This is a genomic window from Variovorax sp. Varisp46, from assembly GCF_059491885.1.
The window spans coordinates 477,762-499,942 of sequence record NZ_CP168515.1 but is presented as its reverse complement, the minus strand read 5'-3'; the positions used below and the strand labels follow the sequence as shown (position 1 = coordinate 499,942).

The 22,181-nt window shown below is 66.0% G+C and carries 21 protein-coding genes; 8 read left to right on the top strand and 13 right to left on the bottom strand.

Going from position 1 to position 22,181, the window contains the following annotated elements:
• Positions 1-54: 54 nt before the first annotated feature.
• Positions 55-2,250 carry a xanthine dehydrogenase family protein molybdopterin-binding subunit gene (locus ACEN9N_RS02255; RefSeq protein ID WP_007830313.1) on the top strand — a complete coding sequence of 732 codons (2,196 nt, stop codon included), beginning with the start codon at positions 55-57 and terminating at the stop codon, positions 2,248-2,250.
• Between the two features lie 11 nt (positions 2,251-2,261).
• Complete coding sequence (locus ACEN9N_RS02250; protein ID WP_007830311.1) at positions 2,262-2,720, top strand: (2Fe-2S)-binding protein; 459 nt, start codon at positions 2,262-2,264, stop codon at positions 2,718-2,720.
• Positions 2,721-2,729: 9 nt separating this feature from the next.
• On the opposite strand, the gene ACEN9N_RS02245 is transcribed toward ACEN9N_RS02250, so the two are convergent.
• The 8 genes from ACEN9N_RS02245 to ACEN9N_RS02210 all read right to left on the bottom strand — a co-directional run bounded on the left by ACEN9N_RS02245 (position 2,730) and on the right by ACEN9N_RS02210 (position 11,996).
• The gene (locus ACEN9N_RS02245; RefSeq protein ID WP_042672979.1) at positions 2,730-3,491 is read right to left on the bottom strand and encodes an ABC transporter ATP-binding protein; all 762 of its coding nucleotides are present in this window, start codon (positions 3,489-3,491) and stop codon (positions 2,730-2,732) included.
• A gap of 16 nt (positions 3,492-3,507) precedes the next feature.
• A complete protein-coding gene (locus ACEN9N_RS02240; RefSeq protein WP_007830307.1) occupies positions 3,508-4,281 on the bottom strand; it encodes an ABC transporter ATP-binding protein in 774 nt (257 codons plus the stop codon).
• 20 nt (positions 4,282-4,301) lie between these two features.
• Positions 4,302-5,510 (bottom strand): branched-chain amino acid ABC transporter permease, encoded by a 1,209-nt coding sequence (locus ACEN9N_RS02235; protein WP_007830305.1) that lies wholly within the window; start codon positions 5,508-5,510, stop codon positions 4,302-4,304.
• Between the two features lie 10 nt (positions 5,511-5,520).
• Complete coding sequence (locus ACEN9N_RS02230; protein ID WP_007830303.1) at positions 5,521-6,450, bottom strand: branched-chain amino acid ABC transporter permease; 930 nt, start codon at positions 6,448-6,450, stop codon at positions 5,521-5,523.
• A 240-nt stretch (positions 6,451-6,690) separates the two neighbouring features.
• Entirely contained in the window at positions 6,691-7,983 is a 1,293-nt protein-coding gene (locus ACEN9N_RS02225) for a replication-associated recombination protein A (protein WP_007830301.1), read from the bottom strand.
• A 10-nt stretch (positions 7,984-7,993) separates the two neighbouring features.
• Positions 7,994-8,626 (bottom strand): outer membrane lipoprotein periplasmic chaperone LolA, encoded by a 633-nt coding sequence (gene lolA, locus ACEN9N_RS02220; protein ID WP_007830299.1) that lies wholly within the window; start codon positions 8,624-8,626, stop codon positions 7,994-7,996.
• 162 nt (positions 8,627-8,788) lie between these two features.
• A complete protein-coding gene (locus ACEN9N_RS02215) occupies positions 8,789-11,221 on the bottom strand; it encodes a DNA translocase FtsK (RefSeq protein WP_413314297.1) in 2,433 nt (810 codons plus the stop codon).
• A gap of 100 nt (positions 11,222-11,321) precedes the next feature.
• Complete coding sequence (locus ACEN9N_RS02210) at positions 11,322-11,996, bottom strand: Crp/Fnr family transcriptional regulator (protein ID WP_007830295.1); 675 nt, start codon at positions 11,994-11,996, stop codon at positions 11,322-11,324.
• A gap of 180 nt (positions 11,997-12,176) precedes the next feature.
• On the opposite strand from ACEN9N_RS02210, the gene trxB reads away from it, so the two are divergent.
• The 3 genes from trxB to rpmG all read left to right on the top strand — a co-directional run bounded on the left by trxB (position 12,177) and on the right by rpmG (position 13,738).
• A complete protein-coding gene (trxB, locus tag ACEN9N_RS02205; protein WP_007830294.1) occupies positions 12,177-13,136 on the top strand; it encodes a thioredoxin-disulfide reductase in 960 nt (319 codons plus the stop codon).
• A 183-nt stretch (positions 13,137-13,319) separates the two neighbouring features.
• Positions 13,320-13,553 (top strand): 50S ribosomal protein L28, encoded by a 234-nt coding sequence (gene rpmB / locus ACEN9N_RS02200; RefSeq protein ID WP_007830293.1) that lies wholly within the window; start codon positions 13,320-13,322, stop codon positions 13,551-13,553.
• An 11-nt stretch (positions 13,554-13,564) separates the two neighbouring features.
• Positions 13,565-13,738 (top strand): 50S ribosomal protein L33, encoded by a 174-nt coding sequence (gene rpmG, locus ACEN9N_RS02195; protein ID WP_007830291.1) that lies wholly within the window; start codon positions 13,565-13,567, stop codon positions 13,736-13,738.
• 176 nt (positions 13,739-13,914) lie between these two features.
• Here the strand turns inward: rpmG and ACEN9N_RS02190 are convergent, their stop codons facing one another.
• The 3 genes from ACEN9N_RS02190 to ACEN9N_RS02180 form a co-directional block, all read right to left on the bottom strand.
• Positions 13,915-15,129 carry a DesA family fatty acid desaturase gene (locus tag ACEN9N_RS02190; RefSeq protein ID WP_007830285.1) on the bottom strand — a complete coding sequence of 405 codons (1,215 nt, stop codon included), beginning with the start codon at positions 15,127-15,129 and terminating at the stop codon, positions 13,915-13,917.
• Positions 15,130-15,261: 132 nt separating this feature from the next.
• Positions 15,262-16,533, bottom strand: a complete 1,272-nt coding sequence (locus ACEN9N_RS02185; RefSeq protein WP_007830283.1) for an RsmB/NOP family class I SAM-dependent RNA methyltransferase — start codon at positions 16,531-16,533, stop codon at positions 15,262-15,264.
• Between the two features lie 41 nt (positions 16,534-16,574).
• Entirely contained in the window at positions 16,575-18,428 is a 1,854-nt protein-coding gene (locus ACEN9N_RS02180; RefSeq protein WP_007830280.1) for a M48 family metallopeptidase, read from the bottom strand.
• A gap of 50 nt (positions 18,429-18,478) precedes the next feature.
• On the opposite strand from ACEN9N_RS02180, the gene ACEN9N_RS02175 reads away from it, so the two are divergent.
• Positions 18,479-18,712, top strand: coding sequence for a DUF1653 domain-containing protein (locus ACEN9N_RS02175; RefSeq protein WP_007830278.1), 234 nt, complete (start codon positions 18,479-18,481; stop codon positions 18,710-18,712).
• 69 nt (positions 18,713-18,781) lie between these two features.
• Here ACEN9N_RS02175 and ACEN9N_RS02170 read toward each other — a convergent pair whose 3' ends face one another.
• Both ACEN9N_RS02170 and purN read right to left on the bottom strand, forming a co-directional pair.
• The gene (locus ACEN9N_RS02170) at positions 18,782-19,099 is read right to left on the bottom strand and encodes an I78 family peptidase inhibitor (protein WP_007830276.1); all 318 of its coding nucleotides are present in this window, start codon (positions 19,097-19,099) and stop codon (positions 18,782-18,784) included.
• A 37-nt stretch (positions 19,100-19,136) separates the two neighbouring features.
• Complete coding sequence (gene purN, locus ACEN9N_RS02165) at positions 19,137-19,733, bottom strand: phosphoribosylglycinamide formyltransferase (protein WP_007830274.1); 597 nt, start codon at positions 19,731-19,733, stop codon at positions 19,137-19,139.
• Between the two features lie 131 nt (positions 19,734-19,864).
• Between purN and ACEN9N_RS02160 the strand changes: the two genes are divergently transcribed.
• Both ACEN9N_RS02160 and ACEN9N_RS02155 read left to right on the top strand, forming a co-directional pair.
• On the top strand, positions 19,865-21,046 hold the full coding sequence (locus ACEN9N_RS02160) for an acyl-CoA dehydrogenase family protein (RefSeq protein ID WP_007830272.1): 1,182 nt from the start codon (positions 19,865-19,867) through the stop codon (positions 21,044-21,046).
• A 12-nt stretch (positions 21,047-21,058) separates the two neighbouring features.
• Positions 21,059-22,174 (top strand): acyl-CoA dehydrogenase family protein, encoded by a 1,116-nt coding sequence (locus tag ACEN9N_RS02155; protein WP_495655274.1) that lies wholly within the window; start codon positions 21,059-21,061, stop codon positions 22,172-22,174.
• The last annotated feature ends 7 nt before the right edge of the window (positions 22,175-22,181 follow it).

The following is a 22,181-nucleotide window of genomic DNA, read 5'->3' as shown; positions in this document are numbered from 1 at the left end:
GCGCGGCGATGGTGCCACAGTCATCCGCGTTCGCCAAACAACAAGGAGACAACGATGAAGCGTTCGAACAAGGACCCGCGCCCCGCGCGCGGACCGGACGGCGGGGATGCGCACGGCCTGCGCCGGCGCGACGTGCTGGGCTACGCCACGGCCGCACCGCTGGCATCGGCGGCGGCTGGCATCGCTGGGCTCGGTGCCCTCACGGCGCCCGCCTCCGCGGTGGCCGCACTGCTGCCCATGACCCCGCCCGACACCACCGACCTGATCGACATCGGCGACGCGGTCACGCTGACGTCCCTGCCGACCATGCCGCTGGTGAAGGTGACGAACACCGGCGACGGCCGCGTGCGCCTGGCGCTGCCGCGCCTCGAAGTGGGCCAGGGCATCGCCACGGCCAGCGCGATGATGCTGGCCGACAAGCTGCGCCTGCCGCTGAGCGCGATCGAGGTCACATCGGCCGACGCGAGCCCCGAGCTGATCTGGAACCAGCTCACCGGCGGCTCGTCGAGCGTGCGTTCGATGCATGCCGGCATGCCGACGCTGGGCGGCCTCGGCGGCCTGCTCTCGGGCTCCACGCCCTCGGTGGTCGGCCAGCGCGTGACGCGGCTCGACGCACTCGACATCGTCACCGGCCGCAAGAAGTTCACGCTCGACCAGGCGGTGCCCGGCGCCAAGCCGACGATGGTGCGGCGCCCGCCGACCATCAACGGCAAGTTCGTCGGCATCAACAACCTGAACACGGTGATGGGCATGCCGGGCGTGATCGGCGTGGTGCCGATTCCCGCCACCAACGGCATCACGCCGACGCCGCCGGGCGTGGCGGTGATGGCCGAGACCTTCGGCCAGGCCTGGGCCGCGGTGAACGCGCTCGACGTGACCTGGGGCGCCGGCCCGCTCGACGGCGAGTCGAACGCCACCATCATGAGCAAGCTGAAGTCGTCGCTGCTGCCTTTTGCGCTGCCGCCGCTGGGCGCGCTGACGGTCGAGGCCGAGTTCGAGTTCGCGCCGGCCGCGCACTGCCCGATGGAAGTCGAATGTGCGATCGCGGACGTGCGAGCGGATCGTGCCGAAATCTGGGCCGGGCTGCAGAGCCCCATCGTCACCCAGCAGGCAGTGGCCGCCGAGCTGGGCCTGCCGCTAAACAAGGTTGTCGTGCATGTGGTGCCCTCGGGCGGCTCGTTCGGGCGGCGCCTGTTCTGGGACCCGGTGCTGCAGGCGATCCAGGTGGCGAAGGCGCTGGGGCGCCCCTGCCGCCTGATGTACCACCGCACCGACGACATGCGCCACACGCGCATCCGCCCGCCGATCTACCAGAAGGCACGCGCCACGATGCTGCTGGGCCAGGTCATCGCCTTCGAGCAGCGCATCGCCAGCGTGCGGCTGGACACGCGCCACGGCTTCGGCAACATGCTCGAGGCCGCCGCCATCGCACTGCCCAATGCCTTCCCGCAGACGGTGGGCAACTTCGCGATCGAGCAGGTGATGTTCAAGACCATGGTGACCTCGCCCTACAACTTCGGCGTCACGACCAAGCTGCTGACGCCGGTGCCGATGGACATGAACACCTGCTCGTACCGCTCGGTGCACATCCAGCCCGCACGGCTGGTGGAAGAGATCCTGGTCGACGAGATGGCCCGCGCCGCGGGCAAGGACCCGGTCGCCTTCCGGCTCGAGTACCTGCGCCTGCCGCGCGCCCGCGCGGTGCTCAAGGCGGTGGCGGAGGCGGCGCAGTGGGGTAAGGCGATGCCGGCGGGCTTTGCGCAGGGCGTGGGCGTGCACCAGGAGTCGAAGTCGTTCACAGCTTGCATCGTCGAGATCGACGCGCGGGTGCCGTCTGCCGCGAAGGTGGTGCGCGCCACGATCGCGATCGACGTCGGCACGCCGATCAACCCCTCGGGCATCGAGGCGCAGCTCCAGGGCGGCCTGTGCGAATCGATCGCGCTGGTGCTGTCGGCGGGGCTGCACATCCAGAACGGCCTGCCGCTGGAAGGCAGCTACTCGCAGTACCACTTCTCGCGCATGAAGCACTACCCGAAGGACGTGAAGGTCATCATCCTGCCGGCCAACGGCGAGGCCATCGGCGGGCTGGGCGAGGTCGGCCTGTCGGCGAGCTCGGGCGCCATCGCCAATGCCTACGCGCGCGCCACCGGCATCAAGCCGCGCAGCTTCCCGCTGAACTTTCCGGTCGACTTCACGCCGATCCCGCCGGGCAAGCTGCCCACGCCCGTCAACGTTCCGATCCCCGCCTGAGGAGACCCGCCATGCCTGTGCAATCTTTCAAGGTGAACGGCCAGAACGTGGACGTCGAGGCGCCCGACGACCTGGCGCTGCTGTGGGTGCTGCGTGACAAGCTCGGCATCACCGGCCCGAAGTACGGCTGCGGCATCAACGTGTGCAAGGCCTGCACCTGCCACGTCGACGGCAAGGCCGTGACGACCTGCTCGGTGCGCGTGTCCGACGTGCGCGGCCGCCAGGTGACGACCATCGAGGGCCTGGCCAACGGCAACACGCTGCACCCGGTGCAGCAGGCCTGGATGAACCTCGACGTGCCTCAATGCGGCTTCTGTCAGCCGGGGCAGATCATGGCGGCGGTGGACCTGCTGCGCCGCACGCGCAACCCGACGGACGCCGACATCGACGCCATCGAGAACGTGTGCCGCTGCGGCACCTACGGCCGCATCCGCGAGGCCATCAAGGCTGCGGCGGCGGCAATGGGGTAGGAGGCTTGCTTATTCGCCGAGGTAGGCGGCCCGCACGCGCGGGTCGCTCAGCAGGGCCTTGGCTTCACCGTTCATGGTGATCAGGCCTGACTCCATCACGTAGCCGCGGTCGGCCAGCTGCAGCGCGCGGTTGGCGTTCTGCTCGACCAGCAGGATGGTCACGCCCTGCGAGGCCACGGTCTGCACCACCTCGAAGATCTTGTCGCACATGATCGGCGACAGGCCCATCGTCGGCTCGTCGAGCAGCAGCACCTTGGGGCGAGCCATCAGCGCGCGGCCCATGGCCAGCATCTGCTGCTCGCCGCCCGACATCGTGCCGGCCAGCTGGTCCTTGCGCTCGCGCAGGCGCGGGAAGGTGACGAACACGCGCTCCATGTCGCTCGCGATGGCGGCCTTGTCCTTGCGGATGTAGGCGCCGATCTGCAGGTTCTCAGTGATGGTCATGCGCGTGAACACGCCACGGCCTTCGGGCACCATCACGAGGCCCTCTTCCACCAGGTCCCACGCACCGCGGCCCTTGATGCTGCGGCCCAGGAATTCGATGTTGCCGGCTCCGGCCGGCAGCGTGCCGGTGATGGCCTTCATGGTGGTGGTCTTGCCGGCGCCGTTGGAGCCGATCAGCGACACCAGTTCGCCTTCGCGCACTTCGAAGTCCACGCCCTTCACGGCCTGGATGCCGCCGTAGCCGACCCTCAGGCCGGTGACCTTCAGCAGCGTCTTGCCGGCCGCCTTGGCTTGCGCGGCGGTGGACGAGGTTTCTTGTTCGCTCATGGTTGCGGTGCTCATGTCAGTGGCCTCCGGTGCCGAGGTAGGCCTCGATCACCTTCTCGTTCTTCTGCACGTCCACCGGGGTGCCTTCGGCAATCTGCTTGCCGTAGTCCAGCACGGTGACGCGGTCGCACAGGCCCATGATGAGCTTGACGTCGTGTTCGATGATCAGGATGGTGCGGTTGTCGCGGCGAATGCGGTCGATCAGCTCGCGCAGCGCGACCTTCTCGGTGGAATTCATGCCGGCGGCCGGCTCGTCGAGCGCAATGAGCTGCGGGTCGGTGGCCAGTGCGCGGGCGATCTCCAGGCGGCGCTGGTCGCCGTACGACAGCGTGCGCGCCTTGTAGTCAGCAAATTTGCCGATGCCGACGTAGTCGAGCAGTTCATGCGCGCGGTCGGCAATGGCCTTTTCCTCGGCCTTGAAGCCGCCGGTGCGGAACATCGCGCCGAGCACGCCCGAGTGCGTGCGGATGTGGCGCCCGACCATCACGTTCTCCAGCGCCGTCATTTCGGCGAAGAGGCGGATGTTCTGGAAGGTGCGCGCAATGCCTGCCTTGGCCACTTCGTGCACGGCCGTCGGCTGGTAGGGCTTGCCGGCCAGCTCGAAGGTGCCGCTGTCGGGCGTGTACAGCCCGGTGATCACGTTGAAGAAGGTGGTCTTGCCAGCGCCGTTCGGGCCGATCAGGCCGTAGACCTGGCCGCGCTTGATGGTGATGCCCACGTCGGAGAGGGCCTGCAGCCCGCCGAAGCGTTTGGAAATGCCGCGGACGTCGAGGATGGTGTCTGTCGTCATGTTGATTTTTCCTTCGGCGTTCAGGGATTGATCGACATGGGACGCGAAGCCGCACCCGGCAATTCGTCGGCGGGCGTATCGATGCCCGGCGCATGCGTTTGCAGCGATCCGGGGGCCACGGCCGCGTGGGCCGGGTCGACGGGCACTGCGCCCTTCCTGGTCAGCGTCTTGCCGTGTTCCGGCGAGGGCCAGAGGCCGCGCGGACGCACCAGCATGATGACGATCATGGCCAGCGCGATGAACAGCTGGCGCAGGATGGAGGCGTCGAGGCGGCCGTCGGTCAGCGACTGCAGCGGGCCGGCGACATAGCGCAGCACTTCGGGCAGTGCGGCCAGCAGCACGGCACCAAGGACGACGCCGGGCAGGTGCCCGATGCCGCCGAGCACCACCATCGCGACGATCATCACCGACTCCATCAGGCTGAAGGACTCGGGCGACACGAAGCCCTGGAAGGCCGCGAACATCGCGCCCGACACGCCGCCGAAGCTGGCGCCCATGCCGAAGGCCAGCAGCTTCATGTTGCGGGTGTTGATGCCCATTGCCTTGGCCGCGATCTCGTCTTCGCGGATGGCCATCCAGGCACGGCCGACGCGCGAAGTCTGCAGGCGGTGTGAAATGATGATCGTGGCGATCACCAGCGCCAGGAACAGGTAGTAGTACAGCGAGACCGAGGAGATCGAAAAGCCGTCGAACTTCCATGCCTTGCCGAGGTCGAGGCCCCAGAACTTGATGGAGTCGATGGCGGTGATGCCCTTCGGACCGTTGGTGATGTTCACCGGCTGGTCGAGGTTGTTCAGGAACACGCGGATGATTTCGCCGAAGCCGAGCGTGACGATGGCGAGGTAGTCGCCGCGCAGCTTGAGCGTGGGGGCGCCGAGCAGCACGCCCAGGCAACCGGCCACCGCAAGGGCCAGCGGAATCACGATCAGCAGCGAGGTGTGCAGCCCGTTCGGGAACATCTGTGCGAACCACGGGAAGGTCTCGCTCAGGTGCGACGAGCCCATCAGCGCGTACAGGTAGGCCCCGATCGCGAAGAAGGCCACGTAGCCCAGGTCGAGCAGGCCGGCATAGCCGACCACGATGTTCAGGCCCAGTGCCAGCATCACGTAGAGCAATGCGATGTCGGCGATGCGCACCCAGGCGTTGCCCTGCATCTGCAGCAGCAGGGGCAGTGCGAGCACGGCGACGATGCCGATGATGTAGAAGGCGAGGTTCTTGCTGTTTTTCATGGCTCGTTCCTCAGGCACGGTCCGCCACGCGTTCGCCGAGCAGGCCGGACGGACGCAGCGTGAGCATGACGATCAGCACGATGAACGCGAAGATGTCGCTGTAGTTGCTGCCGAGCACGCCGCCCGTCAGCGTCCCGATGTAGCCCGAGCCGATGGCTTCGATGAGGCCCAGCAGGATGCCGCCGACCACCGCACCGGCGAGGTTGCCGATGCCGCCGAACACGGCCGCAGTGAAGGCCTTGAGGCCGGGCAGGAAGCCCATCGCGTGCTGGGCGATGCCGTAGTTCGACGCGTACATCACACCGGCAATGGCTGCGAGCACGGCACCGATGATGAAGGTGGCCGAGATCACCATGTCGGGCCGGATGCCCATGAGCGCCGCCACACGCGGGTTCTCCGCGGTGGCGCGCATCGCGCGGCCGAGCTTGGTGTAATTGACCAGCCACATCAGCACCACGAGCGAGAACGCCGTGACGCTGAGGATCATGACCTGCGTCGGTGAGATCACCGCGCCGCCCACATGGATGGGATCGGTGGGCAGGAGATTGGGATAGGCCTTGTTGGTCGGCTTCCAGATGATCATTGCCAGCGTCTGCAGCAGGATCGACATGCCGATGGCCGTGATCAGCGGCGCGAGCTTGGGACTGTTGCGCAGTGGCCGGTAGGCCACCTTCTCGATCACGAAGTTGAGGGTTGCCGCGACGACGCAGGCAATGATCAACGCGATGAGGAGGATCAGCCAGCCCGGTGTGTTGGGCATGCCGTCCTTCATGAGCCCGATGATGGTCCAGCTCGTGAGCGCCCCCACCATCAGCACTTCTCCGTGCGCGAAGTTGATCAGATTGATGATGCCGTACACCATGGTGTAGCCCAAGGCTATCAAGGCATACATGCTGCCCAGTACCAGACCGTTGATGATCTGCTGCAGCAAAATGTCCATAACGCGATTTCCTATGTGTTGCACCGTTGCGGGGTGCCATTCACCCGCCGGGCACCGGTTTGGCGCCCCTGGGTTGACAAGCAAAAAACCAGCCAACATGTGTCGCCGGCGGATTTGTGGGCGGGATTGTAGTCATGCACCAGCGTCGATTTGGTGCGCGGCGACCGGGGTTTACCCGCTCACGTCATGCTGTATGCGCGTGGGGCCATGCACGCTTTGCAAGCGTGCTGCAAGCAAGTATCAGCCGTTGCCTTCGGCGTTCCGGCGGCGCAGATCGCGCAGCTTTTCCGCGATGCGAATCTCGAGTCCACGCTCGACGGGCTCGTAGAAGACCTGGCCTTCCAGCCCTTGCGGAAGGTAGCGCTCGCCGGCGGCGAAACCGCCCTCCTCGTCGTGCGCATAGCGGTAGCCCTTGCCGTAGTCGAGCTCTTTCATGAGCTTGGTGGGCGCATTTCGCAGGTGCATGGGCACGGGTCGCGTGCTGTCCGTCTTCACGAGGGCGCGCACCGCGTTGTAGGCCTTGTAGACGGCGTTCGACTTGGGAGCGATGGCGAGATAGACCACGCACTCGGCCAGCGCCAGTTCGCCCTCGGGGGTACCCAGCCGCTCATAGACCTCTGCCGCATCGAGCGCCAGGCGCAGCGCGCGCGGATCGGCCAGGCCGATGTCTTCGCTGGCCATGCGCACCAGCCGGCGCGCCATGTAGCGCGGATCGGCGCCGCCGTCGAGCATGCGCACGAACCAGTAGAGCGCGGCGTCGGGGTCGCTGCCGCGCACGGATTTGTGCAGTGCGCTGATGGTGTCGTAGAACTGTTCGCCGCCCTTGTCGTAGCGCCGCATGCGCTCGCCGAGCACCCGCAGCAGCCACTCGTCGGTGATGTGGTCGAGCTTTTCGGCGCGGGCCGCGACCGCGAGTGTTTCGAGGGTGTTGAGCAGCCGGCGCGCATCGCCGTCGGCATAGGCCACGAGGCGATCGACCGCCGCGGCGTCGATGGCGGGCACGGCCTGGATGGCCTGCGCGCGCGCCACGATCTGCTTGAGGTCGTCTTCGCCGAGCGACTGCAGCACATACACGGCGGCGCGCGAAAGCAACGCCGAGTTGACCTCGAACGAAGGGTTCTCGGTGGTCGCGCCGATGAAGGTGAAGAGGCCCGACTCCACATGCGGCAGGAAGGCGTCCTGCTGGCTCTTGTTGAAGCGGTGCACCTCGTCCACGAAGACGATGGTGCGCTGCTGCTCCAGTCCGTCGCGCGCGGCAGTGGCCCGCTCTACCGCTTCGCGGATGTCCTTCACGCCGCCGAGCACCGCGCTGATGCTCAGGAACTGCGCGTCGAACGCATCGGCCATGAGCCGCGCGATGGTGGTCTTGCCGGTGCCCGGCGGCCCCCAGAGGATGCAAGAATGCGGCTGGCCCGATTCGAACGCGATTCGCAGCGGCATGCCCGGGCCGAGCAGGTGCTGCTGACCGATGACCTCGCCCAGCGTCCTGGGACGCAGGCGCTCGGCAAGGGGTTGGTGGGCGGTGGTGGCCAAGCCTGTGGGTTTATTGCTTGACGACGTCTGCGCCGGCCGGCGGCTTGAAGTCGAACACGCTCGCCGGCAGCGAAGGATTCACCTCGACCTTGCCGAACTTGAGCACCGAGCGCTGGCCAAAGCTGTCGAGGATTTCGAGCGCTGCCAGCGCCTCGCCCTGGAAGCCGACCTGAACGCTCTGCAACTGGCCGTCTTTGTTCTTCGGCGTGGCCTTGACCCATTGCAGGCCATCGCGCTCCGGCGCGGCCTCGAGAGTGAAATCGGCCTGCAGGGCCTTCAGGTCGGGCGCCGCGGCGATCAGCGCCGCCGGCGTGGAGCCCAGCGCCTGCGCCTGCGCGCGCTGCGTGACCTGGTTCAGGTCGGCGTCGTAGAGCCACAGCGTCTTGCCGTCGGCCACGATGACCTGCGCAAAGGGCTTCTGGTAGTCGAACTTGAATTTGCCGGGGCGCTGGAATTCGAAGGTGCCGCTCGAGGTCTTGGTGCGGCCCGGTTGCCCTTCGCGCGCCGGGGCGGTCACGGTCTGGGTGAAATCGGCGCGGCCGGACTTGACCGTCCTGACGAAGGTTTCAAGGCTTTCGAGCCCGCCGGCCCAGGCGTTGGCGGAACTCAGGAGGCCGATCAACAGCCAATGACGCAATTTCAATTTGGATTCCTCGCTTGGAAAAGCTGTGGCATTGGCATCGACCCTAACCGCCGCGAATTGCGGCAGCAGCAGGGCTTCATGAAGATTTGCAATGCCGATGGGCGTTTTTGCAAATTGCCTTTCAGCACGTAACCTGAATCTTGAGAACCACAGCGCGGCGAATTACTCTGCCGCGCGCGCGGGCACCAGAATTTCGCGCTGGCCGCTGCCACTCATCGCACTGACCAGGCCGGCCTTTTCCATGTCCTCGACGAGGCGCGCGGCGCGGTTGTAGCCGATCTTCAGGTGGCGCTGCACCAGCGAGATGCTGGCCTTGCGGTTCTTGAGCACGACTTCGACCGCCTGGTCGTACATCGGGTCTTTCTCGCCGTCGCCACTGCCCAGCAGGTCGCCTTCACCGTCGCCATCGACCGTGCCGCCTTCGAGCACGCCCTCGATGTAGTCGGGCTCGCCCTGGCTCTTGAGGTAGGCCACCACGCGGTGCACTTCCTCGTCGCTGACGAAGGCGCCGTGGACGCGGATCGGCAGGCCCGTACCGCTGGGCATGTAGAGCATGTCGCCCATGCCCAGCAGCGCCTCGGCTCCCATCTGGTCGAGGATGGTGCGGCTGTCGATCTTGCTCGACACCTGGAACGCGATGCGGGTCGGGATGTTGGCCTTGATGAGGCCGGTGATCACGTCGACGCTCGGGCGCTGGGTGGCAAGAATGAGGTGGATGCCGGCGGCACGCGCCTTCTGCGCGAGACGGGCGATCAGCTCTTCGATCTTCTTGCCGACCACCATCATCAGGTCGGCCAGCTCGTCGATGACCACGACGATGTGCGGTTCGCGCCGCAGCGGCTCCGGATCGTCCGGCGTGAGGCTGAAGGGGTTGTAGATGAACTCCTCGCGCGCCTTGGCTTCGTCGATCTTGGTGTTGTAGCCGGCCAGGTTGCGCACGCCGAGCTTGCTCATGAGCTTGTAGCGGCGCTCCATCTCGGCCACGCACCAGTTCAGGCCGTGCGCCGCCTGGCGCATGTCGGTGACCACGGGCGCCAGCAGGTGCGGGATACCTTCGTAGACCGACATTTCGAGCATCTTCGGGTCGATCATCAGCAGGCGGACGTCGCGTGCCTCGGCCTTGTAGAGCAGCGACAGGATCATCGCGTTGATACCCACCGACTTGCCCGAACCGGTGGTACCGGCCACCAGCACGTGCGGCATCTTCGCGAGGTCGGCCACCACCGGGTTGCCGATGATGTCCTTGCCGAGGCCCATGGTGAGCATCGACTTGCCTTCGTTGTAGATCTGCGAGCCCAGGATTTCGCTGAGCTTGATCGACTGGCGCTTGGCGTTCGGCAGCTCGAGCGCCATGTAGTTCTTGCCCGGGATCGTCTCGACCACGCGGATCGACACCAGCGAGAGCGAGCGTGCGAGGTCCTTGGCAAGACCCAGGATCTGCGAGCCCTTGACGCCCGTGGCGGGCTCGATCTCGTAGCGCGTGATGACGGGACCGGGCGAAGCGAGCACCACGCGCACCTCGACGCCGAAGTCCTTGAGCTTCTTCTCGATCATGCGCGAGGTCATCTCGAGCGTGTCGGCCGACACTGTTTCCTGGCGCGCCTGCGCAGCGTCGAGCAGGTCGACCTGCGGCAGCTTGCTGTCGGGCAGTTCCTTGAAGAGCGGTTTCTGGCGCTCCTTGACGACGCGGTCGCTCCTGGGCACTTCGGTCATCGCGGGCTCGATCTGCACCGGCGGCGATGGCGGGCGGCGCTTGGGGCGCGGCTCGATATGGATTTCGTCCTCGTCGTCGAAGGCGCCACCTGACGACGAAACCAGCGAGGGCTCCGCCCTGGCCGCGCCGTCGCGCGTGAACGCTGGTTCGTCGGCCTCGGCACGCTCGCGGGCGGCCTGCTTGCCCATGGCGATGTCGGCTGCCATTTCGCGTTTCTCGCGACGCGACTCGAACAGCGAGTAGGCACGCGCGCCGATGCGCTCGGCGATCAGGCTCCAGGAGAAACGGAACACCAGCGCCGAGCCGATCACGCCGCCGGCGATGGCCACCAGCGCCGATCCAGTGAAGCCCATCCAGCGCACGCTGGCCGGCCCCACGAGATAGCCCAGCGCGCCGCCGCCGGAACCCGGCAGATGCGCCTCGAGCCGGTACAGGCGCGACCATTCGAGCATGGTGCTTGCGCACAGCAGCAGGACGAGGCCAAACCAGAAGGCAAGACGGCTGCGATTGAAGCGCCCACGCGGCGCCGGTTGCTCGGCGGATGCAGGCTCGCCGCCGCGCAGCCAGTTGGCCAGCGAAGAGAGCCATGCGCGCAGTCCGGCGAAAAGGCACCACCACACGGAATAGCCGGCAAGGTAATAGCTGCCATCGGCCAGCCAGGCGCCGATGCGGCCGCCCCAGTTCTTGATTTCTCCCCCTGTGCCCGAGGTCGACCAGGCGGCGTCCGAAGGCGTGAAGCTCAGCATCGCGAGCAGCCAGAACAACAGCGCCGCGAATCCTGCGATCAGCGTGATCTCATGGGCGAAGCGCATGGCGCGCATGCGCACGGGTTGCCCCTCGGCGGCGGAAGAAGATTGAAGCGTATTGAGCGAATAGGTCATGAAAAACACGGCGCCCGGCCCGGAAAAGCGGGGGCCGGAAGCACGAACACTACAACAAAAGGCCAGGACCGCCGGCAGCGGCGGACCCGGCCCTGGAGGTTCAAGCCAACGACAGGAGCCGTTCCTTGACGATCATCGACCCGTCATCCAGGGTTTGCACGAAACCTCGCTCTTCGAGGTCCTTCATCACACGGCTGACCATTTCGCGTGAAGCGCCCACCATCTTGGCCAGGTCCTGGCGGGAAATCTTGTCGCGCACCTTGAGATTGCCTGCGCCGTCCTCGACGGCGAACTCGAGCAGCGAGCGGGCCACGCGGCCGTAGACGTCCATCAGCGCCAGCGACTCGATCTTGCGGTCGGCATGGCGCAGGCGCTGCACCAGGCCACGCATGATGTTGTAGGCCATCGAGGAGTTCTCGGGCAGGCAGCGCGCGAAAGCGTCGCGTCCCAGCATGAGCACGTCGCACTGGATTTCGGTGCGCACCGTGGCCGAGTGCGGCTCGTCGTCGATGAGACTCATCTCGCCCAGGTAGTCGCCGGGGTGCAGCGTGGCGAGGATGACCTCGCGCCCGCGGCTGTCGGCGCTGGTGACGCGTGCGCGGCCGGTCAGGATGATGTAGAGCGCATCGGACTTCTTGCCCTGCTCCACCACGACCTCCGCGCGCTTGAAGCGCTTCTTGATGATCGCGTCCGCGATGCTGGCGGACTGCGTGGCCGTCAGCGACGCGAACAGCGGAACGCGCCGAAGCAATTCGAGGTTGGAAAGCATCGACATTTATCAATCCCTGATACAGCGCGCAGAGCAGTCCGAAGAGCAAGCCGATGGATTACTACAATCGCGCGCATTGAAAACACCGTTTACCCGGTGTTGAACCGGGCAGTGATACTCCATATATATCGCTACCACCCTGAAAATGTACACGCTGAAGCAGCGTATATCTTAGGTTTTCTACTCATGTCCGCTCCTCGACACGCCAAGGTTTTGATTCTCGGCTCCGGCCCGGCCGGCTATACCGCAGCCGTCTACGCAGCCCGCGCAAACCTTCAGCCCCTGCTCATCACCGGCATCGCCCAGGGCGGGCAATTGATGACCACCACCGAGGTCGACAACTGGCCGGCCGACGTCCACGGCGTGCAAGGCCCCGACCTGATGCAGCGCTTCCTGGAGCACGCCGAGCGCTTCAAGACGCAGATCGTTTTCGACCACATCAACAAGGTCGACCTGGGCAAGCGCCCCTTCACCCTCACCGGCGACAGCGGCACCTACACCTGCGACTCGCTGATCATTGCCACGGGTGCTTCCGCGAAGTACCTGGGCATCGATTCCGAACAGAAGTTCATGGGCCGCGGCGTCTCCGCCTGCGCGACCTGCGACGGCTTCTTCTACCGCGAGCAGGAGGTCTGCGTGATCGGAGGCGGCAACACCGCTGTCGAAGAAGCGCTCTACCTCGCCAACATCGCGAACAAGGTGACGCTGGTGCATCGCCGCGACAAGTTCCGCGCCGAACCCATCCTTATCGACAAGCTCAACGAGAAGGTCGCCGAAGGCAAGATCGTGCTGAAGCTGCACAACGAACTCGACCAGGTGCTCGGCGACGACTCGGGCGTGACGGGCATCCGGATCAAGAACACACAGAGCGGAGCCACCGAGCAGATCGACCTCAAGGGCTGCTTCATTGCCATCGGGCACCATCCCAACACCGACATCTTCCAGGGCCAGCTGGAGATGAAGGACAACTACATCCTGACCCGCTCGGGCCTGCAGGGCTTCGCCACGATGACCAGCATTCCGGGCGTCTTTGCCGCCGGCGACGTGCAGGACAACGTGTACCGCCAGGCCATCACGAGCGCGGGCACCGGCTGCATGGCGGCACTCGACGCTCAGCGATTCCTGGAGCAGGACGGCACGCTGTAACCGGTGCGGGCCCCAAAAGGGCTATAATCCAAGGCTTTGCCGAAACAGGGCCCTCTCATGGGGATTCCTGGCATACAGGCAAAGCCGGGGTACCGCCACCCGTTTTCTGGCGAGGTCAAGCTGCAAAACACCTGCAATCGCCACGATTGCGCCGGTGCCAGCTGTTCAAGAAAGAGTGTCCACATGGCACGCGTATGCGACGTAACGGGCAAAGGCCCGATGGTCGGAAACAACGTTTCCCACGCCAACAACAAAACCAAGCGCCGGTTCCTGCCGAACCTGCAATACCGCCGTTTCTGGGTCGAGACTGAAAACCGCTGGGTTCGCCTGCGCGTTTCGAGCGCTGCACTGCGCCTGATCGACAAGAACGGTATCGACGCCGTGCTCGCAGACCTGCGCGCACGCGGCCAAGCTTAAGGAGCTGAAACATGGCAACGAGCAAAGGCGGACGCGAAAAGATCAAGCTGGAATCCACCGCGGGTACCGGCCACTTCTACACGACCAGCAAGAACAAGAAGACGATGCCTGAAAAGATGTCGATCATGAAGTTCGACCCGAAGGCGCGCAAGCACGTCGAATACAAGGAAATCAAGCTGAAGTAATTCGGCCCTCTGGTTCTCCCAAACAAAAAACCCGCTGCTTACCCAGCGGGTTTTTTGTTGCCTGCAGTTTTCGCTCTCGCCCTCCCCTCATCGGAAATGCGGAGCATGCCGCAAGAAACGACAGGCGTAAAAAAGCCGGCAATCAAGCCGGCCTTTTGATTGGCGCGTGGCTCGCGTCAGGCGCGTGCAGCGCGCAGGCGGGTCGAGAAGTCGCGCAGGCCGGCAATGCCGCTGGCTTCCGCCCGGTGGCACCAAGCTGCCAGATCGGCTGCCAGCTGCTCGCGCGACTGGGAGGTGTTCAGCCACAGCTGGCGCAACTCTTCGCGCATCGTGGCCATCTTGTCGAGCACGGGGTGGGCGGCGCGGGCCTGCACCACATGCGAACGGGCCGCGGCAGGCACCTTGTCGTCGTCGCGGTGCAGCCAGCGCTTGGCAGCCTTGAGCACCGACAGGTCGGCCCCCTTGGTCTTCAGCGCGTCCAGCTCCTGGCTGGTGGCACGGCGCATTTCGCGCGCATAGCCAGCCATGACTTCATAGCGGTTGGCGATGACGGCCTCGAGCGTCTTCTCGTTGGCCACGGGCTGGATATCACCCATCAGCATCTTCGGCGGCACCTTCTTGACCTTGGCCCAGCCGAGCTTCTGGAACACCTGGATGTAGATCCAGCCGATGTCGAACTCGTACTTCTTGACCGAGAACTTGGCCGAGGTCGGATAGGTGTGATGGTTGTTGTGCAGCTCTTCGCCACCGATGATCAGGCCCCAGGGCATGATGTTGCGGCTGGCGTCCGGCGCCTCGAAGTTGCGATAGCCCCAGTAGTGGCCGATGCCATTGATGACGCCGGCGGCGGTGATGGGGATCCAGAGCATCTGCACGGCCCACACGGCCATGCCAAGCGTGCCGAACAGCGCCAGGTTGATCACGAGCATCAAGCCCACACCCTGCCAGCTGTAGCGCGTATACAGGTTGCGCTCGATCCAGTCATCGGGCGTGCCGTGGCCGTAGCGCTCCATCGTTTCCTTGTTCTTCGACTCGGCGCGATACAGCTCGGCGCCGCGCCAGAGCACTTCGTCGATGCCCTTGACCTGCGGGCTGTGCGGGTCGTCGACGGTTTCGCACTTGGCGTGGTGCTTGCGGTGGATGGCGACCCATTCCTTCGTCACCATGCCGGTGCCGAGCCACAGCCAGAAGCGGAAGAAATGCGATGGAATCGGGCCCAGATCCATGGCCCGGTGCGTCTGCGTGCGGTGCAGGAAGATCGTGACCGCGGCAATCGTGATGTGCGTGGTGACAAGCGTGTACAGCACGACTTGCCACCATGCGAGGTCCCACAGGCCGTGTCCGAGCCATTGGATAGCCGCATTCAGGACGGCCGAGTCAGGAAGCAACATTGAGTCAGGTACTCCATGGCCACACGAAGGTGCAGCCTTTAGATAGCCCGCGATTTTAAAGCGGCAGGCCTAAAGCAAAGCCTTTAAACCTTCAAGAAAAGCGCAGATTAACCCTAGTTTGGAGTTCCGCCTCTATTTCCGGTTCCACGCCGCGGCGAAGAAACCGTCGGTCGAATGACGGTGCGGCCACAGCCGCAGGTAGCGGCGGCCGCCCTCCCCGCCGGCGCACAGCGCCTCGGAGCCCTCGACTTTCAGGCCCTGCAGCAACTCCGCCGCATCCACGGGCACGAAATCGGGGTTGGCGGCGCCGAAGGCCTCCGCAATCGCCTCGTTTTCCTCCGGCAGCACGCTGCACGTGGCATAAACCAGACGGCCGCCCGATTTCACGAGCCGCGCCGCGCTTTGCAGGATTGCCGTCTGCTTGACCGTCAGTTCCTCGACCGATTTGAGCGACTGGCGCCATTTCAGGTCAGGATTGCGCCGCAGCGTGCCCAGCCCCGAACAGGGCGCGTCGACCAGCACGCGGTCGATCTTGCCCGCCAGGCGCTTGATGCGGTCGTCGCGCTCGTGCGCGATCGCGGCCGGATGGACGTTCGAGAGCTTGCTGCGCGCCAGCCGCGGCTTGAGCGCGTCGAGGCGGTGCGCCGAGGTGTCGAAGGCATACAGCCGGCCGGTGTTGCGCATCGTCGCGCCGATGGCCAGCGTCTTGCCGCCGGCACCGGCGCAAAAATCGACCACCATCTCGCCGCGCTTGGCATCCAGCAGCAGCGCCAGCAGCTGGGAGCCTTCGTCCTGAACCTCGATGGCGCCACGGGCAAAGGCGTCCAGCTTGGTCAGTGCCGGCTTGCCGTCGATGCGCAGGCCCCAGGGCGAGAACGGGGTCGCTTCCGATTTGATAGCAGCCTTCGCAAGCTCCGCCTTGACATCCGCGCGCTTGTCGGTCAGCGCATTGACGCGCAGATCGAGCGGTGCGGGCTGCTGCAGTGCTTCGACCAGCGGCCAGAAGCCGTCGCCCAGCTGCGCCTTGAGCGGCGCCACCAACCACTCGGGCAGGTTGTGGCGATGGCGTTCCAGCAGGTCGTCCGGCTTGACGGCGTCGCAGTTGTCGAGCCAGCGCTTTTCGGTGTCGTTGAGCGCGCTCTTCAGAAAATCGCGCGGGCCATGAAAGCCCAGGATCGCCATGCGGCGCTCCTTCGAGCCACTGCCCGAGGGCGAGAGGTGATCGAACAGCAGCTTCTTGCGAAGCACGGTGTAGACGGTTTCGGCAAGCGTCGCGCGCTCGCGCGGGCCGAACTCGCGGTGGTCGCGGAAGAACCGCGAAACGACCTGGTCGGCCGGGTGATCGAATTTCAGGACAAGGCCGACCAGATCGGCGGTGGCCTCCAACAGGGCTTTGGGGTGCATCCCCCGATTGTCTCAGCCGCCGCCCCGTCCAGTCCGAAGGGCTATGCGCCGCGCATCCAGACGGCTCCGAAGGCCTCCCGCTCGACGTCTTCCAGCTTGGGCGAATGGCCAGCCCACAGCACCAGCGCGGCGCCCGGCAGCGTGAGGGTCTGCTCCAGCTGGCGGCACAGGTTCCAGCGGTCTTCGTCGTCGAGCCCCGGTAGCTCGACGAACACGATATAGGCTCGGCGCCACGGGAATTCGTGCAGGTTCTTGCGCACCAGCCAGGCCCGCGAGGCAGGCAGGCAGCGCACCAGGTCGGCCCGCAGCTCGCCCAGCTCGAAATCGTTCAGGTCGTGCCGCGAGATCTGGCTGAAGACCGGGGTGCCGGTGATCTCTTCCCAAGCACGCGTCTCGGCCTCTTCCGCCTCCTTGAGACGGCCGCGCCACAGCTTCAGCGCCTCTTCATCGTGCGGCCCCGCGTCGGGATCTTCGAGCGAGGCCACGGCGCTCCTGGCCGCCCACCAGCGGCTGGCGGCGCCGGAGCCGTGCAGCCGTTCGAGCACGGCAAGGCGCGCTTCGCGATCGCTCGCCGGCAGCATCTGGGCCAGCCCGCGCAGCGCGCCGGGATGCTCCGGCGCGATCTGCAGGGCGCTCTCGTAGCGCACGCGCACGGGGGCGGCGGGATCGAGCCGCCGCTCGGAATCGGCCCACTCGACCATCTCGTCGGGCGTATTGCGCTCGCCACGCGCGGCCAGCACGGTGATGCGCTCGCGGATGCGCGACCGGTGTGCATGGTGCTGCTTCCAGTCGGAGGCGTGGGCGCGGCGCCATTGTTGGTCGAAATGCTCGATCCATTGCTTTTCGTCGGCCAACAGCTCGAGTGCCGGGCGCATCGACCACTCGGGCATGACCGCCTTCTGGTCGAGCGCCTCCAGGCGATCCCGCAAGACGGGGTGGGTGTCTTCGAGGTCGCTGACGCGGCGCATCGCCTCGCGCAGCGCCTGGCGGGCGAAGTCTTCGCCGGGCGGCGTATGCACGCGCTTGCGCAGGGCCTCGAACGGGCCCGGAGGCTGCGGCTCATGCTCGGCGCGGGCCCAATGCCAGGGCCAGAACTCGTTGGCGTACCAGTTGCCCTTGATCGCGATCTCGGTCAGTGCAGCCGCCGCCACGGAAGCGCCCAGCAGCCGGCCCGAGATGCGGTCGGCTTCGTACTCGTCCTGGCGAGCCAGCGCGAAGGTCTTGGCCGCGAAGCGTGGGAAGTACCAGCGGAAGAAGGCCTGCGAAAACAGCGCCATCACGCCCTCGTTGCGCTGCAGGTCGGCATCGAGCTTGAGCCACGACAGGCGGGTGCGGTAGATCCAGGCGCTCAGCTTGCCGTGGTTGCCGCGCAGATGGCCGTATTCGTGCGCCAGCACCGACAGCAGCCGCCGCCGGTCGAGCATCATCATCAGCGGCAGGCCGATGCTCAGCGAGTTGACGGCGCCGCCGAACAGCCCGAAGCGCGGCACCTGCCGGATGCTGGCATTGAATTCGTCATCGAGATAGACGTGGTGGACCGGCGGCCCCTTGATCTTGCCGCGGATGCGGTCCAGCGCCTCGAAGAGTGCCGGCGCGTCGGCCCTGCGGATTTCCACGCCCTCGGGCTCGTCGAAGCGCACCCAGAGCGCGCGCAGCGTGGCCCACAGCAGCCCCAGGGCGAACAGCAGCAGCCAGCCCCGCGTGAAATTGGAGCGCGCTCCCCCGATCGAGGAAACCACCCAGACAATGATGCCCACCGAAAGCCCGAGACAGCCCAGTACCCACAGGTAGCCGAGCGCGGCAAAGGCCGCGACGCTGCGTCGATAGCGCGCACCGTCGTCCGCGCTGGCGTGCTCGCTCAGTCGAACCAGGTGAACAAAATCAGCGCGATCCATCCGACTCCCGTCAAATCAAGCCCCGACAGTTTTTGAAGAAAGAAGCCCCGTTGAACGACGAAGACCTCCCGCCCCTGATCGAAACGCCCCCCGGCCGCTACCGCCACTACAAGGGTGGCGAATACGAAGTGATCGGCACCGTGCGCCACAGCGAGACGCTGGAGCCGATGACGCTGTATCGCGCCCTGTACGGCGCCCATGGCCTCTGGGTCCGGCCGGCCGCCATGTTCGGCGAAACCGTCGAGATCGACGGTACGCCCCGGCAAAGATTCACCCCGATCTAGCCAGGCAGGCAGTGCATGCCCGCCTTGCCTGAATGAACTGCTACATTTTTCGTAGCAATTCCGGTTCCATCAACCGCAGCGGACGTCCGTCACGCGGCTGCGGGCGTCGACGTCGAGATTGAGCCGACCGCCATTGAGTTCTGTCGTGGCCGCGTCGCCGGGCTTCAGCACGCGCACCGTGCCGGCGGCTGCACGCACGCGGGCGGCGGCTTCGAGCTGGGGCGTCAGCGGCTGGCCCACGGCAAAGCGGGCGCCATCGGCGTTGCACTGGTAGACCGGTTCAGGCGGCGGCGCAGCAGGTGCCGGGGCGGGCGCGGGCGCCGGAGCGGCACAGGCCGCCATCAGGGCGGCGCTGGCAACGGCCAGCAGCAACGATTGGGTTTTCACTTTCTAAGCTCCCGAAAACCCGCGAATATAAACAACTTTACCGATTGTGACTCGATGTATCTGCCAGCCACCCGGCAATAGCACACGGATACAACAGATGCTCCTGCGCCAGCACCCGCCCGGCCAGGGTGACTGCCGTGTCGTCGGGCAACACGGGTACGACGGCCTGGGCCAGGATCGGTCCGTGGTCGAGCTCGGTGGTCACCTGATGGACCGTCACGCCCGCCACCTTGCAGCCCGCCTCGATGGCGCGCTGGTGCGTGTGGAGTCCCGGGAACGCCGGCAGCAGCGAGGGATGGATGTTCACCAGCCGGCCGGCGTAGCGTTCGACGAAGCCCGGCGTCAGGATGCGCATGAACCCCGCCAGCACCACCAGGGCCGGCGCGTAGCCGTCGACCGCCGTCGCCAGCGCTGCGTCGAAAGCTTCGCGGGTGGCGAAATCCTTGTGCGGGATGACTGCGGTGTCGATGCCGTGCGCCTTGGCGATTGCCAGTCCGCCGGCCTCGGCCTTGTTGCTCACCACGGCGGCGATGCGTGCGCCGAAGCGCTCGGCCCAGCGGTCGCGCTCGGCGGCGCGCACGATGGCTGCCATGTTGGAGCCGCCGCCGGAGATCAGGATCACGATGTTCTTCATGGGAAGGCGGGATTATCTGTGCCCACGCTTGTCGCGGCGCGGACACCGTTTCACAGCACGACCGTGCTAAAACTCACGGTTCCGGAGACACACCGCGTCTGCGGTGAACCGATCAACACAGCGAGGCACGCATGGATTTGAGCTTCACACCCGAAGAACAGAAGTTCCGCGAAGAGGTTCGCGCCTGGGTCAAAGAGAACCTCCCCCAAGAGATTTCGCACAAGGTGCACAACGCGCTCGAGCTGACGCGCGACGATCTGCAAGGCTGGGCCAGGATCCTCGGCAAGAAGGGCTGGCTGGGCTACGGCTGGCCGAAGGAATTCGGCGGCCCGGGCTGGACCGCCGTGCAGCGCCACCTGTTCGAGGAAGAAACCGCGCTGGCCGGCGCGCCGCGCATCATCCCGTTCGGCCCGGTGATGGTGGCGCCCGTGATCATGGCCTTCGGCAATGCCGAGCAGCAGAAGCGCTTTCTCCCCGGCATCGCCAGCGGCGAAGTCTGGTGGAGCCAGGGCTACAGCGAACCAGGTTCGGGCTCCGACCTCGCGTCCGTGAAGACCAAGGCCGAACGCAAGGGCGACAAGTACATCGTCAACGGACAGAAGACCTGGACCACGCTCGGCCAGCACGGCGACTGGATGTTCAACCTCGTGCGCACCAGCAACGAAGGCAAGCCGCAAACGGGCATCAGCTTCCTGCTGCTCGACATGAAGTCGCCCGGCGTGACCGTGCGCCCCATCAAGCTGCTCGACGGCGGCCATGAAGTGAACGAGGTGTTCTTCGACAACGTCGAAGTGCCCGCCGAGAACCTGATCGGCGAGGAGAACAAGGGCTGGACCTACGCCAAGCACCTGCTCTCGCACGAACGCACCAACATCGCCGACGTGAATCGCGCCAAGCGCGAACTCGAGCGCCTCAAGCGCATCGCGAAGAGCGAAGGCGTCTACGACGACCAGCGCTTCCGCGACGAGATCGCCAAGCTCGAGGTCGACATCGTCGCGCTCGAGATGATGGTGCTGCGCGTGCTGTCGGCCGCCACTTCGGGCAAGAACTCGCTCGACGTCGCGGGCCTGCTCAAGATCCGCGGCAGCGAGATCCAGCAGCGCTACAGCGAACTGATGATGCTGGCCGGCGGCCCGTATTCGCTGCCGCTGATCCGCGAGGCGATGGAAGCCGGCTGGCAGGGCAACTTCCCGGGCGGCAACCCGGCGCTCGCGCCGCTGACGTCCACCTTCTTCAACATGCGCAAGACCACCATCTACGGTGGCTCGAACGAAGTGCAACGCAACATCGTCGCGCAGACGGTTCTGGGCTGAGGAGACAAGAACATGGATTTCAACTTCACCGACGACCAGGAACAACTGCGCGACGCCGTTCGCAAGTGGGTCGACAAGGGCTACGACTTCGAGCGCCGCCGCGGCATCGAGGCCAAGGGCGGCTTCTCGCGCGAGGCCTGGGACGAGCTGGCCGAGCTTGGCCTGGGCGGCCTGTACATCAGCGAGGACGACGGCGGACTGGGCATGGGCCCCGTGGCAGGCATGGTCGTCATGGAAGAACTGGGCCGCGGCATCGTGCTGGAGCCCTTTGCGCAGACGCTGATCGCCGGTGCGGTGCTCAGCGGCTATGCCGGCGCAGACACCAAGGACAGCTGGCTGCCGCGCATCGCCGGCGGCCAGGCCATCGTGGTGCTGGCGTACCAGGAGCGCAAGGCACGCTGGCGCCTCGACGTGTGCGAGGCCACGGCCGCCAAGTCGGGCGACGGCTATGCGCTGACCGGCGCCAAGAGCGTGGTGCCGGTGGGCGACGAAGCCGACGCCTTCCTGGTGCCCGCCAAGGTCGGCGGCAAGATCGTCCTCTTCCTGGTCGAGCGCAGTGCCAGCGGCGTCGAGGCCCGCGGCTACGGCACGCAGGACGGCGGCCGCGCGGCCGAAGTGGTGTTCGACAAGGCCGATGCGACGCTGGTCACGCTCGATGGCCTGGCCGCGCTCGAATACGCGGTGGACGTCGGCATTGCCGCCACCTGTGCCGAAGCCGTCGGCGTGATGGACAAGACCATGGCCGTCACCGTCGACTACATGAACCAGCGCAAGCAGTTCGGCGTGGCCATCTCGACCTTCCAGGCGCTGCGCCACCGCGTCGCCGACATGAAGATGCAGCTCGAGCTCGCGCGCTCGATGAGCTACTACGCGACGCTCAAGCTCAACGCCCCGGCGGACGAACGCCGCCAGGCGCTGGCACGCGCCAAGTACCAGCTCGGCGTGTCGATGCGCTTCGTGGCCGCGAACTCGGTGCAACTGCACGGCGGCATCGGCGTGACCGACGAATACATCGGCAGCCACTATTTCCGCAAGCTCACACAGATGGAAATGACCTTCGGCGACACGCTGCACCACCTGGGCGAAGTGTCGGCCCGCATGCAGGACACCGCCGGCGTCTTCGCCTAGGACAAGG